Genomic DNA, 15880 nt, shown 5'->3' on the forward strand with positions numbered 1-15880 from the left:
GAGCTCGTGTAGAGTGGAACGATGGCAAGGATCGTCGACACCCGATGCCCGCGATGCGGCGCCCCGCTGCCGGTTCAGCCGGCGATGGACTTCGCCACCTGCCAGTACTGCGGCGCCCGGTCGCTGATCGATCGCGGCAGGAAGCCGACCACCGCGCCGGTCCCGCAGGGCATGCACGTCGTCCGGGTCGCGCCGCCGTCCTCCGGCGTCGCGGTGTTCGCCGTGATGGGGGCGGTCGTCGCCATGGGCGTGGCCGGCGCGGTCGCCGCCCTCGTCACGCAGCCCGCGCCCGGGGCGTCCGGGGCGTCCGGGGCGCGGCCCGTCCTTGGCATCGGGCCCAGCGTGCACTTCAAGGACCGGCCGATGCTCGCCGACGTCAACGGCGACGGGGCGCCGGATGTGATCGGCAAGAGCGGCGTCCCGGCCGGGGAGGAGTGGATCGCCGCCTTCGACGGGCGCGACGGCAAGCAGCTGTGGAAGACGGGGGCCCTCGCCAAGGACGCGGCCGGCCACGAGGCGCGGCGCGCGGTCGTCTTCGATCGGGTGATCTCGATCGACGGCCTGGGCAAGGCGCAGGCGTACGATCTGCGCACCGGGGCCCCGTCGTGGTCGGCGTCGCTCGGCGAGAAGCCGAGGCGGGTGTGTCAGGGCGACGGCGTGATCGTCGTCGAGACGGTCGACGACGCGAAGCACGGCCTGGAGCCGGCGAGCGGAAGGCGGCGCGAGCTCGCGAAGGGCGCGGGGTGCAAGCCGGCCCCGAGCTCGAACGCCGACGAGGCGCCCGGCTATCGGCTCGTCGGCTGGTCCGACTTCGACGAGCTCGGGTTGCCCGAGCTGCACGCCATCGAGGGCATGTCGGCGCACCACGCGCTCGTCCCGAGCGGCCCCGGGCCGCGGTTCATGCTCGGCCGCCGCAGCAAGGGCAGCCAGGTCAGGATGGTGGCCGCGGTCGACAAGAAGAAGGTCCTCTGGAAGGACGTGGTGCCCGGCGTCGATCCGCTCACCACGAGGGCGATGGGGACCGAGGAGGCGGCCTACGAGGGCGGGCTCCTGGTCGTCCCTTACGACATGAACGATCACAGCCAGGGGACGCGCCTCGCCTGCTTCGACGGCGCCACCGGCAAGCGGCTGTGGGACGTGCAGGTCCACAAGAAGTCGCAGGTCTCGTCCGGGATCTCGGTGTCGGCGAACGACGTCTTCTTCGCCACGTGGACGGCGGTCTACGTGATCTCGCTGAAGACTGGGCAGCTCAGGTACGTGATCGGGACCGAGTTCTAGCGCGGCCGGCGCTCGCTCGAGGCGCGCTCACGGATCGGCGACCTTGAGGAGCTGCTTGCCCGTGTTGGCGCTGGTGAACAGGCGATTCAGCGTCGCGGGCGCCTTCTCGAGGCCCTCCTGCACGTCCACGCGATTCTTGATCTTGCCCGAGCTCACCCAGCCGGCGAGGTCGGAGATCGCCTCGTTCATCTGGCCGAGGAAGTCGGTGACGATGAACCCTTCCATCCGGCCGCGCCGCATCAGCAGGTTGATGTAGTTCTTCGGCCCGGGCGGCTGCTCAGACTCGGTGTAATCGCCGATGGCGCCGCAGAGCACGACGCGCCCGCGCATCGCGAGCTCTGCGAGCGCCGCGTCCAGGATCGCGCCGCCCACGTTGTCGAAGTAGACGTCGATGCCGGAGGGGCAGAGCTCCCGGAGCCGGGCGGCGACGTCCTCCGAGCGGTAGTCGATGGCGGCGTCGAAGCCGAGCTCCCCCGTGATCCACGCGCACTTCTCGGGGCCGCCCGCGATCCCGATCGCGCGGCAGCCCTTCGCCTTCGCGATCTGACCCGCCATCATCCCGGTCGCGCCGGCGGCGCCCGAGACGACGACGGTCTCCCCCTCCTTGACGCGGCCGATGTGGAGCAGACCGAAATAGGCGGTCAGCCCGGTGACGCCGAAGACGCTGAGCGCGAGCTCGGGCGGTATGCCGGGCGGCAGCTTCGAGGCCGGGAGCAGATCTCGCTTTCCGGCTGTCAAGAGCGCGTAGTCCTGCCAGCCGAGGAGGCCCTGGACGAGGTCGCCCGGCGCGAAGTCGGGGCTGTTCGAGCGCACGACCTTGCCGACGCCGCCGGCGCGGACGACGTCGCCGATCGGGACCGCCGGCATGTACGAGTCGCGAGCGAGCCATATCCGCTGCGTGGGATCGACCGACAGGTAAAGTGTACGGACAAGGATGTCCCCGTCCGCCTTCGGCTCCGGGACGGGCTCCTCCCTGAACGTGAAATCGCTGTCTTTGAGCAGGCCGACGGGACGCGAGGCAAGGCGCCAGCACCGGTTCACATCGCTCCTCATGCTATCTTCTCCTTCCTGTGCCGAAGACGCTACCAGCGCATCACCAGCAGGGCAACGGGGGGCCCGACGCGGCCAGCCGTGGTCAAGTCCACGCCATGCGTTGTGCGCTGGCGTACGGGCGCTCTCGTGCGTTGGGGGCGCGACGGCGCTCGGGGTACGACGCGGGCGAGCGTTACGATGCGGGCGAGCGTAAGAATCGTCGGGGCTCGAACCCCTGGGCAAGCGAGCGGGTGCATGCTAGGGTCGCCACCGACGCCTGACACGCGTCCATGATGATCGCTCCTCCCTGAAGCCATCTCTCTGTCGTACGGCCGTTCGCGGCGAGCCACCCGTTGCCCTCTTCGCGGCGATGGAGCTACGCCCGTGGTGCCGTGAGGGCGCTGTCCCACCAGCGCCTGCGGACGAACGCGCTCGTCCGCGCTGCAGGTTGGTTCCGAGAACGAGGAGGATCGAATGAGAAAGATTGTTTACGACGTCGCGGTGTCGCTCGACGGTTTCATCTCGCATGAGGACGGCTCGGTCGACGGTTTCCTGATGGAGGGAGAGCACGTCGCCGAGTACGTCGAGCGCCTGAAGGGCTATGACACCGTCCTGATGGGGAAGAGGACGTACGAGTGGGGTTATCCCTTCGGGCTCGTCCCGGGCAAGCGGGCGTACCCGCACATGGAGCACCACATCTTCTCGCGGACGCTGCGCTTCGATGAGGGCGCCGAGGTCCAGGTCGTCGATCGCGACGAGGTCGCCGTCATCGAGGGGCTGAAGGCGTCTCCCGGCGCGGACATCTACCTTTGCGGGGGCGGCGCCTTCGCCGGCTTCCTCCTGGATCACGCGCTCATCGATCAGCTCGTCCTCAAGCTGAATCCCATCGTCCTCGGCCACGGGGTCCGCCTCTTCGGCGGCAGCACCAGGAAGGTCGCTCTGGCGCTGGTCAACTCGAAGCCGTACGCGAACAGCGCGCAGCTCCTGAGGTACGACGTGAAATACGGCCGCGCGGCATAGCGCGCTCCGCGCAGGCCCGCGACGTCGGACGCCCGAGCCATTCTTTCGTGCTGGCACGAGCCGCGCAGGCGCGAGGAGCCACGCCTCCGCGCCGCGCGACGAACACCCGCCTCGCGCGGGGCGCCTCGGCGTCGTAAGCTCGCCCCCCTCCCGTCATGTCGTCCGTCCAGCGGAACCCCTGGCTCATCTGCGCCTACTACGGCGTGCATTCGTTGATGTTCCCGGCGGCCATCTTCCCGCTGTTCTGGACCAGGGACATCGGCATGAGCGTGGCCACGATGATGACCGTGCAGGCCTCGTTCAACCTGAGCATCGCGCTCTTCGAGTTCCCCTCCGGCTACATCGCCGACCGCCTCGGCCATCGACGCGCCCTCGTGCTCGGCTCCTCCAGCGTCCTGCTCGGCTGGTCCCTCTACGCGATCGCGCCCGCGCTCTGGTCGGTGATCCTCGCCGAGCTCGTGCTCGGCGTCGGGTTCTCGCTCATCTCGGGCGCCGACTCCGCGCTGCTCTACGACTCGCTCCGCGAGCAGGGCAAAGAGCACGAGTTCGCCCGCTGGTACGGCCGCATGCGCTCCATCTCCCAGGTCGCCTCGGGCAGCGCCGCCCTCGTCGCCGGCTTCCTGTACGCGCGCTGGTCTCGCCTGCCGTTCGTGATCGAGGTCGCGGCGTGGGTGCTCGCCCTCGGCATCGCCCTCCGGTTCGGCGAGACCCAGCGCGCCCAGCCCAAGGTCGAAGATCACCTCGGCCGCATGCGCTCCATCGTGCGCGACGCGCTGCTCGAGCGCGCGGACCTCCGCGCGGTGCTGCTGCTCGGCGTCGCGCTCGCGCTCGCGTCGTATCTGCCCACCTGGCTCATGGCCCTGTACGCCACCGAGTCCGGCGCCGAGGTCACGTGGATAGGCCCCATGTGGTCCGTCGCCAGCTTCACCACCGCGCTCGGCGCGATGCTGAGCGAGCGCGCCGGGCGCCGCCTCGGCATGACGGGGACGCTGCTCGCGTGCGTCGCCCTGGTGGCGGCCGGGTACCTCGGCCTCGCGATCTCCCATCACGCGCTCGGGTTCGCGTTCTACTTCCTGCTCACGTTCGTGCGCGGCCTCCACATGCCGCTGCTCCACCACGAAGAGCAGCGGCTCGCGCCCGACGGCGATCGCGCGAGCTGCGTCTCGCTCCGCAGCTTCCTGTTCCGCCTCGCCTTCGTGCTGCTCGCGCCCGTCGTCGGGATGGGCGTCGATCGCTATGGTCACCGCCCCGTGCTGTGGGTCTCCGGCGCGCTCATGGCGGCGCTCACCATCGCGGCGTTCTGCCTGTTCCGCGCCCGCGCGGCGCGCCCGCAGCAGCCGTGAGCGGCGCGCCGCCCCGCGCCCGGGCGCGGATCAAGCCGACTTGGCGTCCCTCATGCGCATCCGGTGCCTCAGCTCCTGGACCGCGCTGACGACCGCCGCCGGCTCGAGCGGCGTCGCGCCTGCGGCCACGCGCGTCGACAGGAACTCCGCCGAATCGACCACGCTCCCGCTGAGCCGGAACGGGACGGGCGTCTTGGCCAGCATCATGAGCCCGGTCGCCACGCTGCGCACGGCGGACCCGAAGAAGCCCTGCCCCTCGCACGCGACGGACACGCCGCCCACCGCGCCGGGAACCTCATCGAAGACCTGCACGATGATCTTTCGTATGTCCGGCGGCGGCAGCGGGGTGCCAGGCTCGATGACGGCGAGGTGGCCGATTCCCCACCCGAAGCGCGCGATACCGGCCTTCATCTCTCGATAGAACGTGTGGGCCTCGGTGACGCCGTTTCCTCGCCACACGGCGATATAGAGCCGGTCGACCCAGCCCATGGCGCAGATTTCGTTGACCAGCCCGACCTCCAAGGTCATTTCCGCCGAGGTTAACCAGCCCGCTCGCCGGGGTGCAAGGCCCGGTCGTGCCCGCGTCGCGCAATGGTTGCGCCGCGATCGCCGGCCGGCGCTGGGCTGGTATGGTGGAATACTCAGAATGGACGGCGCGACGGCATGAGGCGCGGGCGCCGGAGTGCTACGGCGTCGGTCATGAAGAACGTCGCGCGCGAGGAAGAGGCGGACCGGTTCATCAAGCTCGTCGGCGCCGAGTCCTGGGAGGTCGTGCACGGGATCCTGGAGCGGCAGTTCACCGTCCTCCATAACCGCGCCCAGGTGCTCATCGGCCTGTGCGGCATCGTCATCACCACGACCGGCTTCTCGGGGCGCCTCATCGCCGGCACCAGCCGCGCCGCGCAGGGGCTGATCATCGCTGGCGTGGCGACCGTGCTGCTCTCCGCGACCCTGATCGTCTGGGGGGTCCAGCACATCCGCTGGCTCACCCAGCAGCCCGGCCACGACATGCGCGGCTGGCTCCTCGTCTCGCTCGCCTACCGCGACCGCAAGACCTCCATCTACCGCGTCGCCATCGCGTTCCTGCTGGTGGGCCTCTCGTTCTATGTCATCGCCATCGCCATGATGCTACTCGACCCCACCGCGGCGCCCTCCTCGGGCGGGCGCTGAGCCCGCGCCGCGCGGGGCCCGTGAACGGCGCCGCCCTCGACTCGGCGCGATCGCGCCACGGTGAAGCAGCCCTGATCGCTCGACCGCCGGCGCCGGCAGGCGCGCTGCGCTCCGGGCTCGACTCCGCAGGTGGTCTGATGTGGCTGTCGCCCCCGCAGCGGATCCAGCGTCGGCGATCGCGATCGCGCTGTGTTCTCGACGACGGATTGGGCCGTCCGTGCTGTTGAGAAAGCGCTCGGCACCAGATACGCTCGCCGGGTGTGGGGCTGGCTCGGAGGAGCTCGGGTGCGGTGATGGCCGCGAAGGAGCTCGGGTGCGGTGATGGCCGCGAAGGCGAACGGCGGCTTCGCCACGCAGCCTCGTAGGCTCAAGGCAAGGAGGGGCTTGAATGAGAACCGTTCATTCTTTGGCGGTCACCGGTTTGCTGGTCGGTGCGTTCGCCACGACGGGTTGCGGCGATGACGGCTCGGGCGGCGGCGGCGCCGGCGGGAGCCCCTCTGGCTCCAGCACGTCGTCGACGTTGACCGGCGGGAACGGCAGCCCGACGGGCACGGGGGGTTCCGGCGGCGGCGGTGGAGAGGGCGGCGGCGGGACCACCGACCCGAGCGAGAGCTGCCCTGGTTGCGCGCGGCTCTCCGTGCCGTTCAGGAGCGCGGGGCAAGCGACGCAGTTCTTCATCGGGTTCGACGAGGCGATCGACCTGACGGGCGCCGTCGTCACGTTCCGCGTGAAGGCCCACACCGGCACCCACGGCGGCCTGCAGCCGTTCGTGCAAAACGGGGGTGAGCTCTTCTGGGCGAACGTCGGCTATACATGGAATCCGGTCGCCGGTCTGGGAGAGTGGACGGACCTCACGATCGATGTCGACGCCTTGGCCCCGGCGTCTCCTGCCTTCAATCGCACCCAGGTCAAGTTGATCGGGCTTCAGGTCACGGCGGGCAACACGGGCCCCTGGGCCAACCCGACCGTCATCTACGTCGATTCCATCACGGTCACGAAGGGCGGGAGCACGAGCGCTGCGCGCGGCGCCTGGGGCACGCGCGACGAGTTCGGCGAGGGCGGCGCGGTCGGCGAGGGCGGCGCGAGCGGCGTCGGCGGCGCGGGAGGCACCAGCGGCGCGGGCGGCACCGGCGGCGCGGGCGGCGAAGGCGGCGCGGGGGGCACCAGCGGTGAGGGCGGCGCGGCCGGCACCGGGGGCGCGGGCGGCACGGCCGGGACCGGCGGCGAAGGCGGCACGGCCGGGACCGGCGGCGCGGGCGGCGAGGGCGGCACGGCCGGCACCGGGGGCGCGGGCGGCACGGCCGGCACCGGCGGCGCGGGCGGCGAAGGCGGCACGGCTGGCGCCGGCGGCACGGGCGGCGAAGGCGGCACGGGCGCTGCGGGCGGCGCGGGCGGCGAAGGCGGGGCCGGCGGCGCGGGCGGCGAAGGCGGGGCCGGCGGCGCGGGCGGCGAAGGCGGCACGGGCGGCGAAGGCGGCTCCAGCGGAGAGGTGATTCACGTGGTCGGTCCGTTCGAGTTCACGACCAGCGTGGAGCCGATGGTGATCGGCAATTACATGCCCGTGGACGGCTCGACGCTGCTCCACCTTGCCGACTGAGCCCGGGCCAGCCCCGCGGCGTCCGCTGCTCCTCACCACGGAAGCGCGCGAGGCGCGCTGAAGCATCGATCCGTCGGATCGGGTGAACCCTCCCTCGCGACGTCGACCGGATCGCCTTCCAGCCGAATCCCATTCTCGCCGGGCGGCCTCGAGCGGGCGCCGCGCTCTGCGCCTCGACGCGCTCGCTGGGGCGAAATGCGCCACGCGCGCGCCGCGCGGCGCGCCGCGGAGGCGCAGGGGCGCGCGGCGCCGCGCGCGGCTCCCGGCGGCACGGTGCGTGCTTTGATCCGGGAGGACCGAGGAACTGACGAACCAAGATGACGGAACTACCGTGAGCCGCCCCCGCGCAGCGGGAGGCTTCGGTCTCCGCGAGGGTGATTGCCATGCACGATACCGCGATGGATGCTGTCGAGAACGATCGTGAGGCGCGCCGCCGGGGCGATGCGCCGTTGCCCGCGGGCGTCCCGCCGCACGCCTCCGGCCTCGCGAAGGCCGCTGCGGGGGCCCTCGCGGGGGCCGCGGCGGGCGCGGCGGTGGGCGCGATCGCCGGCCCGCCCGGGGCCGTCGCCGGCTCGGTGATCGGCACGCTCGTCGGTACGGTCGCGGAGGTCGTCGTCTCGCGCGATCGGGAGCGCGAGGCGCAGCGGGACGCCGCGCTCGACGCGGAGCTCGGCGTGGTCGGCGGGGACATCGGCGCGGCGCCGCCCGGCCAGCCCGCCGCCCAGCGCGGCGCCTTCTCCGCGCCTACTGCCGGGCTCGCCGGGGCCGTCGATGTCGGGGCCGGCCCCGCCGGCGGTCCGATGCAGAACGTCGAGCAGGCCTGAGCGCTCGTCGCCCCTGACGCCGTCGCCGAAAAAGCGCCGCGCTGCGTCCGGTCCGTGCTCCTGCCTTGTGTTTCTGCGCCGGTGCTCCAGCGAACTCCCGCGCTGGGGGCGCGGCCGACGATCGAGGCTCGTTCGGCGCGCCGAGCGCTGCGGTTCGGAAATGTCCACATACGCCGTTGAGAAAATTCCGGCTTCGGGATAACGTCGCGCCCGCGCGGCGGGTTCGGAGCGAGCTCGGGTACGGCCAGAGCAGGTACGTAGAACAGCGATCTCAGCCGCGTGGCCCCTCATGGGTATAGATAGAGAGGATGCGATGAGATCAGTTCTTTCTTTGGCGATGTGTGGATTGCTGTTCGGCGCGTTCGTCATCACGGGCTGCGGCGACGATGGCGACGGCGGCAACGGCGGCGCCGGCGGGGGCACCTCGTCGAGCACGACCACGTCGGGGAGCTCGACGAGCGCGAGCTCGACTACGACGGGGTCCGGCGGCGAGGGCGGCGAGGGCGGCCAAGGCGGCGAGGGCGGCCAAGGCGGCGAGGGCGGCCAAGGCGGCGAGGGCGGCGAGGGCGGCCAAGGCGGCACGAACGAAGGCGGCGGGGGCGCCGCTCCGGACATCGGTCCTGGGCCGGAAGAGAGCTGCTCGGGTTGCGCTCGGCTGGCCGTGCCCCTCACCGAGGCGAGCACGGGGACGCTGTTCCAGTTCGACTTCCCGGGGCTCATCGACCTGACCGGCGCGACGGTCACGTACCGCGTGAAGGTTCACGCCGGCACCGGCGGTGGCGTGCAGACGTACGTGCAGAACGGGGGGGCCCAGGGCTGGGTCGGCGTCCCCTGGGGGTGGACGGACCTCAGCGCGCTGGGCGACTGGACGGAGCTCACCATCGACGTCGATGCCGCCGCCGCCGTTGCAGGTGCCGAGGCGTTCGACAAGACCCAGGTGCAGCGCATCGGCATCAAGGTCGATGCGGGCACCACGGGGCCCTGGGCCAACCCGACCGTGGTCTATGTCGACTCCATCACCGTCACGAGGCCCGTCGGCACGGGCGGTGAGGGCGGCGCCGGTGGCGGCACGGGCGGCGCCGGCGGCACGAGCGGTGAAGGCGGCGCTGGTGGCGTCGGCGGCATGAGCGGCGAGGGCGGCGCTGGCGGCACGAGCGGCGACGGCGGCGTCGGCGGCATGAGCGGCGAGGGCGGCGCTGGCGGCACGAGCGGCGACGGTGGCGCCGGCGGCGTCGGCGGCATGAGCGGCGAGGGCGGCGCTGGCGGCACGACCGGCGACGGCGGCGCTGGCGGCATCGGCGGCACGACCGGCGAGGGCGGCGCTGGCGGCACGACCGGCGACGGCGGCGCTGGCGGCGTCGGCGGCACGAGCGGCGAGGGCGGCGCCGGCGGCGCGAGCGGCGAGGTCGTTCACGTGATCGGTCCGTTCGAGTTCACGACCGATCTGCAGGGGTTCCTGCTCGGCGACTACCAGGCCGTGTTTGGCTCGCGGCTGGATTTCCTCGGCGAGTGAGCCAGCAGGGTCTGCGGCGCCCGCTCCCGCGCTCCTGCGCGGAGCGGGCGCCCGGCCCGACTTCGATCGATTGTCGCGGGCGCGCGTTCCGGCGCGACCCGGCTCCACCGAGCTGCTCCGTTTCACGCAACGGATGTGACCGATGCGACCGACGTGGCTGCGCCCCAGCTGCCGGGTGCAGGCCGCGGCGTCGTCTCGCGAGCGAGAGGCGGCCTGTCCGCAGCGAGCGCTCTCAGACTTCGCACGTGCCGAGCGCGTCCCTGCAAACCCTGTCGACGCAGTAGCCAGCGCAGTCGGTGTCGGCGGCGCAGCTCTTCCGCGCGCACTGGCCCGCATCGAGATCGCACGTGAAGTTGGCCGGGCAATCCTCGTCGGACGCGCAGGCGCTCGGGACGCAGCGCTGGCCCTCGTCGCAGGCGCTGCCCGCCGGGCAATCCGCGTCCCCGGCGCACGGCGATATGCAGACACCCGGCCCCTGCGGAGCGCACTGGAAGCAGCGCTGGTCGCCCTGGCAGGCGCCCTCGAAACACAGCGGGAAGAAGTTGTTTCCCGCGTTGAAGCACGGATCCGCAAAGGAGATGCACTCGCCGTTCGGGAGCGGCGGGCTGCACTCCGCGCTGCTGCGGCACGCTGTCGGTGTGTCGTTGCCGCCATCTCCGCCGGTCGCGCCGGCGCCGCCATCTCCGCCGGTCGCGCCGGCGCCGCCATCTCCGCCGGTCGCGCCGGCGCCGCCATCTCCGCCGGTCGCGCCGGCGCCGGGGCTTGTGCCACCTGTGCCAGGTTCGTCGTCCGCACAGCTCGAGGCGGCGAGGACGGCAGGGAGGACGAGCCCGATGAGCCAGATGCGTGAATGCATGAGATCCCTTTCTTCTGGCCGCCCTCCGCGCCCCCGGCTCGACCGCCGTCGCGCGGGGCGACCGCGGCAGCTCGGCAAGGCTCATGCCGGCACACCGCTGCTGCGGAGAGCGCCGCGCCAGCGGAGGCCAGCCGCAGCCGTTCGCCCAAAGAGAGCGCGACGCGCTGGCACAGAGCGCCGAGATGTCGTCAACTACCGCCGCCTGGCCCGAGGGGCGCTGTCCGCCGCGACGCCGAGGTCCGTATGATCCGAACCGTCCACACGACCCGCTACGTGACCCCGCTCCGCGAGGGCGGGTCGCTGCCGGCCCTCGTCGAAGCCGACGACGACGGCCTCTACGTGCTGAAATTCCGCGGCGCCGGCCAGGGCCCGAAGGCGCTCATCGCGGAGCTCGTCGCGGGGGAGATCGGGCGCGCGCTCGGCCTGCCCGTGCCGGAGATCGTCTTCATGGAGCTCGATCCGGAGTTCGGGCGCGCCGAGCCGGACCCGGAGCTCTCGGACCTGCTCTCGGCGAGCGCCGGCCTGAACCTCGCGCTCGACTACCTGCCCGGGTCGCTCGCGTTCCAGCCGCTCGTCGGCCCGGAGCTCGACCCGGCGCTCGCGTCGGCCGTCGTCTGGTTCGACGCCTTCGTGAGCAACGTCGACCGGACCCCCAAGAACCCGAACCTGCTCCTGTGGCACCGCCGCCTCTGGCTCATCGACCACGGCGCCGCGCTCTACGTCCACCACGCCTGGACCGACACGACCGATCCGCTCGCCGACGCGCCCGACCGGTTCCCCCTCATCAAGAACCACGCGCTGCTCCCGTTCGCCCGCGACATCGCCGCCGCCGACGCCGCGCTCACCGCGCGCCTCACCCCCGCGCGGATCGCGGAGATCGTCGCCGCGATCCCGGACGCGTGGCTCGTCGAGCCGGAGCCGCCGGTCCGGCTGGTCGGAGAGCGGCGCGCGTCGGCGTTCACCAGCCTCGCCGAGGGCGACGCTCCGGCGCCCTCGGCCGTGCCGAGCGTCGATGCGCGGCGCGCCAAGTACGCCGCGTACCTCACCCACCGCCTCGCGTCGCCGCGGGGCTTCGTCGAGGAGGCGCTCGGTGCCCGCACCCGACGGTAGCCCGCCCCGCGCGCGCGACGCCGCGGACGCCTTCGACTACGCCGTGCTGCGCGTCGTCCCGCGCGTGGAGCGCGGCGAGCGCGTCAACGTCGGGGTGGTCCTCTTCTGCCGCGCGCGGGGCTTCCTCGAGGCGCGGAGCGAGCCCGACGAGCGGCGCCTGCTCGCCCTCTGGCCCGCGCTCGACCTCGAGGCGGTCCGCGGCCACCTCGACTTCATCCGCCGCGTCTGCGCCGGCGATCCGGCGTGCGGTTACGTCGCCGGGCTCCCCCAGGCCGAGCGCTTCGGCTGGGTGGTGTCCCCGGCCAGCACCATCGTCCAGCCCTCGCGCGTCCACGCCGGCCTCGGCGCCGACCCGGCCGCGGCCCTCGACCGGCTGCTCGCGGCCCTGGTGCGGCCGGGACAGGGCTGACCCGCGCGGCGCGCCTTTCTTCGCGCGGCGGCGACGAGGAGCCGGGCGCCCTCGCGGGGCGGGATCAGGGCTCGTGCGCGTCGCGGCCCAGCGCCCGCTTCACCGCGGTGACGACGCCCAGCACCACCGCGCCGGCCACGATGCCGACGACCGCGTTGGCCAGCGACGGCACCACCGCGCCGAGCACGGGGCCGACGCCGCGGGTCATGTCCTCGATGTGGTGATGGAGCCACGGCACGCCGTGCGTCAAGATGCCGCCGCCGACCAGGAACATCGCCGCGGTGCCGGCGACGGAGAGGCCCTTCATCAACCAGGGCGCCGCCCTCAGGATGCCGCGGCCGAGCGACTGCTGGAACGCGTCGCCCTGGCGGCTCAGGTGGAGGCCCGCGTCGTCGAGCTTGACGATGCCGGCGACGAGGCCATAGACGCCGACCGTCATGATCAGGGCGATGCCGGCCAGCACGGCGACCTGCGTGCCGAACTTCGAGTCCGCCACGGTGCCCAGCGTGATCGCGATGATCTCGGCCGACAGGATGAAGTCGGTGCGCACCGCGCCCTTGATCTTCTCCTTCTCGAACTCCACGAGGTCGATCTTCGGGTCGGAGAGCGCGTGCACGCGCTCGGCGTGGCGGGCCTCCTCCTCGTGCTCGGCGTGCAGCAGCTTGTGCGCGACCTTCTCGAACCCCTCGTAGCAGAGGAAGGCGCCGCCGAGCATCAGCAGGGGGGTGATGGCCACGGGCACGAGGGCGCTGATCGCGAGCGCCGCCGGCACCAGGATGGCCTTGTTGATCAGCGAGCCCTTGGCCACGGCCAGCACGACCGGCAGCTCGCGGTCGGCGGTGACGCCGGTCACCTGCTGGGCGTTCAGCGCCAGGTCGTCGCCCAGCACGCCGGCGGTCTTCTTGGCGGCCACCTTGGTCAGCACGGCCACGTCGTCCAGCACGGTGGCGATGTCGTCGATCAGGGCGAGCAGGCTGCTTCCGGCCATGGAGTGAGGTCCTCGTCGGGGGATGGGGTGAGCGGCGGCGCCGAGAGGCGGCCGTCGCGGCGGGCATGGTAGCGGCGCCGGCGGTCGCCGGTCGAAGAACCTAGCCGTTCGCGTCGACCGGCGAGCCTACCACGCGCGGCTTTCCCCGGGCGACGCTCCGTGCACGCGCCCTTCTCCGCCATGTCCACCCGCGCCGCGCGGTCCGTGAACGGCGCCGGCCGTCCACGAGGGCGCGAGGGCGCGCCTGGACGACGGATTGGACACTGTCCAACGCGTTGGAGGGTCAGCTGACGGAATGGACACGCCAGCTTACCCTGAGGGCATGTTCCTGGCTGGAGGAGCCGCCATGAAGATAGGCATTTTGCTTGGCAGCACGAGGGTCGGAAGGCAGTCGCACAAGGTCGCGCTGCACCTGGAGAAGGCGCTGAAGGAGCGCGGCGTCGCGGCCGATCTGATCGACCTGGCCGACGACCCGCTGCCGATCCTGGAGGGGCACGCCACCCGGAGCGCGCAGGTGGAGGCGCGGGTCCAGGCCCTGAGCGCGCGCCTCCGCGCGGCGGACGGGCTCGTGTTCGTGACGCCGGAGTACCACGGGAGCTTCTCGGGCGTGCTGAAGAACGCGCTCGACTACTTCTGGGAGGAGTTCAACCGGAAGCCGATCGGCGTGGCCGCGGTCTCCGCGGGGAAGCTCGGCGGCATCAACGCGTCGACCCAGCTGCAGCACGTCGTCCTGAGCCTCGGGGCGTTCGCGATGCCCACGAAGCTGCTCGTCTCGGAGGTCCACAACGCGTTCGACGAGGCGCTCGAGGTGAAGAGCGAGCCGATCGCGAAGTCGACCGCGCGGTTCCTGGACGAGTATCTCTGGTTCGCCAGCGCCATCGTCCAGGCGAAGCAGGTCGCGGCGGGGCGGGCGGCGTAGCGCGGCGCCGCGGCTGAAGAAGCGCGGCGCCGCCGCTCAGGCGCTCTCCTCGATGCCCGACGGCGGCTCCAGCCCCGGCGGCTCTTCCAGGCTGATGCGCCCGAGGCGCCCGGCGCGGAAGTCGTGGACCAGGATGTCCGACGCCTTGTGCAGGTCCACCGCGCCGCCGCTCCGCAGGCAGCCGCGGCGGCGGCCGATCTCCTCGATCAGCGCGGAGGCCGTCTCCGGCAGCTCCTTCAGCTTGTAGCGGGCGACGAGGAGCTCGGGATACCGCCGCAGGAAGTACCCCGCCGCGAAGAGGGCGACGCTCTGGTAGTCGATGGCCGTGTCCGGGATCGCCCCGCCCACGGCCAGGCGGAACGAGGCCGCCTCGTCGTCGATCTTCGGCCACAGGATGCCCGGGTTGTCCGAGATGGCCATGCCGCTCTTCAAGGTGACGAGCTGCTGGCTCTTGGTGACCGCGGGCTCGTCGCCGACCTTGGCCACCTTGCGCTCCATGAGCGTGTTGATGAGCGTCGACTTGCCGACGTTGGGGATCCCCACGATCATCGCCCGCACCACCTTGCCCGGGCCGTTCTTGGGGGGCACGAGGCGCTTGCAGAGCTCCGGGATCCGGCGCCGCGCCTCGGACGACTGGGTCGCGGAGATCGCGATCGCGAGCACCTTGCCCCCCGGCGGCGCCTCACCGGGCGCCGGGTGCTCCGCCTCGAGGTGGCGCAGCCACGCCGTCGTGACGGCCGGGTCCGCCAGATCGCTCTTGTTCAGCACCTTGATGCACGGCTTCTGGCCGCGCAGCTCGGCCACGACGGGGTTCTCGCTGGCCCGCGGCATGCGGGCGTCGAGCACCTCGATGATGACGTCCTGCGACGGCATCGACTCGGCGATCAGGCGCCGAGCCTTGGTCATGTGGCCGGGATACCATTGAATCGCCATTCGCCGCGGAGCTCTCTATCACGCCCGGCGGCTCACGCGCACCCGTCCGGGCCGCAGGCCGCCCCCTCGGCGAGCATCGGGTCGGACGCGTCGGGCTCGCCGGCCGCCTCGTCCCACGTCCGCTGGAGCACGCCGAGGAGCGCCTCCGCCGGCTGCGCGCCGGAGACGCCGTACCGCCCGCCGAAGGCGAAGAAGGGGACGCCCGTGACGCCGATCGCCCGCGCCTCGGCCTCGTCGGCCCGCACCTCGGCCGCGAAGGCGTCGCCCGCGAGCGCCTCGCGGACCTCGACCGGGTCGAGCCCCGCCTCGCCGGCGAGGCGCGCGAGCACCTCCGGCTCGCCGATCGCCTCGCCCTCGGTCATGTAGGCCCGGAGCAGCCGCTCCTTCACCGCGCCCTGCGCGCCGCGCTCGGCCGCGAGGTGCAGCACGCGGTGCGCGTCGAAGGTGTTGCCGGGCCGGACCTTCTCGAAGTGGAAATCGAGCCCGTCCGCCGCGGCCACCTCGGTCATCTGCCGGATCATCGCCTCGGCCTTGGCGACCGACGCGCCGTACTTCCTCGCGAGCCGCTCGGCGTAGGAGACCTCCGCGCCGAGGACGCGCTTCGCCGCGGGGTCCAGCTCGAACGCGCGCCAGACGACCTCGACGGCATCCCGGTGCGGGAACCTGGCGAGCGCGGCCTCGAGCCGGCGCTTGCCGACGTAGCACCACGGGCACGCGATGTCGGACCAGACATCGACACGGAGCTTCTTCGTCATGGCGAGCAAGGTAGGTCGCCGCTGCGCGTCCGGCCAGGCGCGTTCGTCGCGGGCGGGTAGTGGTCAACTTTGCCCGGGAAGAGTCCACATGAAGGTGGGAAGATCATTCATGTTTTCTTCCCGCCTTCCCGCC

Annotated in this window: 16 protein-coding genes; 10 read left to right on the forward strand and 6 right to left on the reverse strand. The window is 72.4% G+C overall.

Features of this window, described 5'->3' with window-relative positions:
• Positions 1-84 precede the first annotated feature (84 nt).
• A complete protein-coding gene (locus tag WMF26_RS09185; RefSeq protein WP_438000005.1) occupies positions 85-1278 on the forward strand; it encodes an outer membrane protein assembly factor BamB family protein in 1194 nt (397 codons plus the stop codon).
• Between the two features lie 27 nt (positions 1279-1305).
• On the opposite strand, the gene WMF26_RS09190 is transcribed toward WMF26_RS09185, so the two are convergent.
• Positions 1306-2331, reverse strand: a complete 1026-nt coding sequence (locus tag WMF26_RS09190; RefSeq protein WP_438000006.1) for an NADP-dependent oxidoreductase — start codon at positions 2329-2331, stop codon at positions 1306-1308.
• Positions 2332-2784: 453 nt separating this feature from the next.
• On the opposite strand from WMF26_RS09190, the gene WMF26_RS09195 reads away from it, so the two are divergent.
• Both WMF26_RS09195 and WMF26_RS09200 read left to right on the forward strand, forming a co-directional pair.
• The gene (locus WMF26_RS09195) at positions 2785-3330 is read left to right on the forward strand and encodes a dihydrofolate reductase family protein (RefSeq protein WP_437945752.1); all 546 of its coding nucleotides are present in this window, start codon (positions 2785-2787) and stop codon (positions 3328-3330) included.
• 155 nt (positions 3331-3485) lie between these two features.
• Complete coding sequence (locus WMF26_RS09200) at positions 3486-4673, forward strand: MFS transporter (protein WP_438000007.1); 1188 nt, start codon at positions 3486-3488, stop codon at positions 4671-4673.
• A 30-nt stretch (positions 4674-4703) separates the two neighbouring features.
• On the opposite strand, the gene WMF26_RS09205 is transcribed toward WMF26_RS09200, so the two are convergent.
• The gene (locus WMF26_RS09205) at positions 4704-5201 is read right to left on the reverse strand and encodes a hypothetical protein (protein WP_438000008.1); all 498 of its coding nucleotides are present in this window, start codon (positions 5199-5201) and stop codon (positions 4704-4706) included.
• Positions 5202-5372: 171 nt separating this feature from the next.
• On the opposite strand from WMF26_RS09205, the gene WMF26_RS09210 reads away from it, so the two are divergent.
• The 4 genes from WMF26_RS09210 to WMF26_RS09225 all read left to right on the forward strand — a co-directional run bounded on the left by WMF26_RS09210 (position 5373) and on the right by WMF26_RS09225 (position 9777).
• The gene (locus tag WMF26_RS09210; RefSeq protein WP_438000009.1) at positions 5373-5843 is read left to right on the forward strand and encodes a hypothetical protein; all 471 of its coding nucleotides are present in this window, start codon (positions 5373-5375) and stop codon (positions 5841-5843) included.
• 388 nt (positions 5844-6231) lie between these two features.
• Positions 6232-7440 (forward strand): hypothetical protein, encoded by a 1209-nt coding sequence (locus tag WMF26_RS09215; protein ID WP_438000010.1) that lies wholly within the window; start codon positions 6232-6234, stop codon positions 7438-7440.
• A gap of 383 nt (positions 7441-7823) precedes the next feature.
• Positions 7824-8264, forward strand: coding sequence for a hypothetical protein (locus tag WMF26_RS09220; RefSeq protein ID WP_438000011.1), 441 nt, complete (start codon positions 7824-7826; stop codon positions 8262-8264).
• A gap of 313 nt (positions 8265-8577) precedes the next feature.
• Positions 8578-9777, forward strand: coding sequence for a hypothetical protein (locus WMF26_RS09225; RefSeq protein ID WP_438000012.1), 1200 nt, complete (start codon positions 8578-8580; stop codon positions 9775-9777).
• A 232-nt stretch (positions 9778-10009) separates the two neighbouring features.
• Here the strand turns inward: WMF26_RS09225 and WMF26_RS09230 are convergent, their stop codons facing one another.
• Positions 10010-10633, reverse strand: a complete 624-nt coding sequence (locus WMF26_RS09230; protein ID WP_438000013.1) for a hypothetical protein — start codon at positions 10631-10633, stop codon at positions 10010-10012.
• 243 nt (positions 10634-10876) lie between these two features.
• On the opposite strand from WMF26_RS09230, the gene WMF26_RS09235 reads away from it, so the two are divergent.
• Together WMF26_RS09235 and WMF26_RS09240 are read left to right on the forward strand one after the other, a co-directional pair.
• Positions 10877-11743: a HipA family kinase gene (locus WMF26_RS09235; RefSeq protein ID WP_438000014.1), complete on the forward strand. Its 867-nt coding sequence runs from the start codon at positions 10877-10879 to the stop codon at positions 11741-11743.
• Entirely contained in the window at positions 11724-12152 is a 429-nt protein-coding gene (locus WMF26_RS09240) for a DUF3037 domain-containing protein (protein ID WP_437336806.1), read from the forward strand. The genes WMF26_RS09235 and WMF26_RS09240 overlap by 20 nt, the downstream gene beginning before the upstream one ends.
• Positions 12153-12216: 64 nt before the next feature.
• Here WMF26_RS09240 and WMF26_RS09245 read toward each other — a convergent pair whose 3' ends face one another.
• Positions 12217-13140: a DUF808 domain-containing protein gene (locus WMF26_RS09245; protein ID WP_061623752.1), complete on the reverse strand. Its 924-nt coding sequence runs from the start codon at positions 13138-13140 to the stop codon at positions 12217-12219.
• A gap of 346 nt (positions 13141-13486) precedes the next feature.
• Between WMF26_RS09245 and WMF26_RS09250 the strand changes: the two genes are divergently transcribed.
• Entirely contained in the window at positions 13487-14059 is a 573-nt protein-coding gene (locus tag WMF26_RS09250) for an NADPH-dependent FMN reductase (protein WP_437945762.1), read from the forward strand.
• Positions 14060-14095: 36 nt separating this feature from the next.
• Here WMF26_RS09250 and ylqF read toward each other — a convergent pair whose 3' ends face one another.
• On the reverse strand, positions 14096-14992 hold the full coding sequence (gene ylqF / locus WMF26_RS09255) for a ribosome biogenesis GTPase YlqF (RefSeq protein WP_437945763.1): 897 nt from the start codon (positions 14990-14992) through the stop codon (positions 14096-14098).
• A 32-nt stretch (positions 14993-15024) separates the two neighbouring features.
• Complete coding sequence (locus tag WMF26_RS09260; protein WP_438000015.1) at positions 15025-15747, reverse strand: DsbA family oxidoreductase; 723 nt, start codon at positions 15745-15747, stop codon at positions 15025-15027.
• Positions 15748-15880: the final 133 nt, after the last annotated feature.

Origin of the sequence: Sorangium sp. So ce185, assembly GCF_051526825.1 — a bacterium.
In the GTDB taxonomy this organism is placed as follows: domain Bacteria; phylum Myxococcota_A; class Polyangia; order Polyangiales; family Polyangiaceae; genus Sorangium; species Sorangium cellulosum_D.

Coding starts and splice junctions, on each gene's coding strand:
- WMF26_RS09190 (WP_438000006.1), bottom strand. CDS start 2,331: ATGAGGAGCGATGTGAACCGGTGCTGGCGCCTTGCCTCGCGTCCCGTC.
- WMF26_RS09220 (WP_438000011.1), top strand. CDS start 7,824: ATGCACGATACCGCGATGGATGCTGTCGAGAACGATCGTGAGGCGCGC.
- WMF26_RS09235 (WP_438000014.1), top strand. CDS start 10,877: ATGATCCGAACCGTCCACACGACCCGCTACGTGACCCCGCTCCGCGAG.
- WMF26_RS09185 (WP_438000005.1), top strand. CDS start 85: ATGGACTTCGCCACCTGCCAGTACTGCGGCGCCCGGTCGCTGATCGAT.
- WMF26_RS09245 (WP_061623752.1), bottom strand. CDS start 13,140: ATGGCCGGAAGCAGCCTGCTCGCCCTGATCGACGACATCGCCACCGTG.
- WMF26_RS09230 (WP_438000013.1), bottom strand. CDS start 10,633: ATGCATTCACGCATCTGGCTCATCGGGCTCGTCCTCCCTGCCGTCCTC.
- WMF26_RS09260 (WP_438000015.1), bottom strand. CDS start 15,747: ATGACGAAGAAGCTCCGTGTCGATGTCTGGTCCGACATCGCGTGCCCG.
- WMF26_RS09200 (WP_438000007.1), top strand. CDS start 3,486: ATGTCGTCCGTCCAGCGGAACCCCTGGCTCATCTGCGCCTACTACGGC.
- WMF26_RS09250 (WP_437945762.1), top strand. CDS start 13,487: ATGAAGATAGGCATTTTGCTTGGCAGCACGAGGGTCGGAAGGCAGTCG.
- WMF26_RS09225 (WP_438000012.1), top strand. CDS start 8,578: ATGAGATCAGTTCTTTCTTTGGCGATGTGTGGATTGCTGTTCGGCGCG.
- WMF26_RS09215 (WP_438000010.1), top strand. CDS start 6,232: ATGAGAACCGTTCATTCTTTGGCGGTCACCGGTTTGCTGGTCGGTGCG.
- WMF26_RS09210 (WP_438000009.1), top strand. CDS start 5,373: ATGAAGAACGTCGCGCGCGAGGAAGAGGCGGACCGGTTCATCAAGCTC.
- ylqF (WP_437945763.1), bottom strand. CDS start 14,992: ATGGCGATTCAATGGTATCCCGGCCACATGACCAAGGCTCGGCGCCTG.
- WMF26_RS09205 (WP_438000008.1), bottom strand. CDS start 5,201: ATGACCTTGGAGGTCGGGCTGGTCAACGAAATCTGCGCCATGGGCTGG.
- WMF26_RS09195 (WP_437945752.1), top strand. CDS start 2,785: ATGAGAAAGATTGTTTACGACGTCGCGGTGTCGCTCGACGGTTTCATC.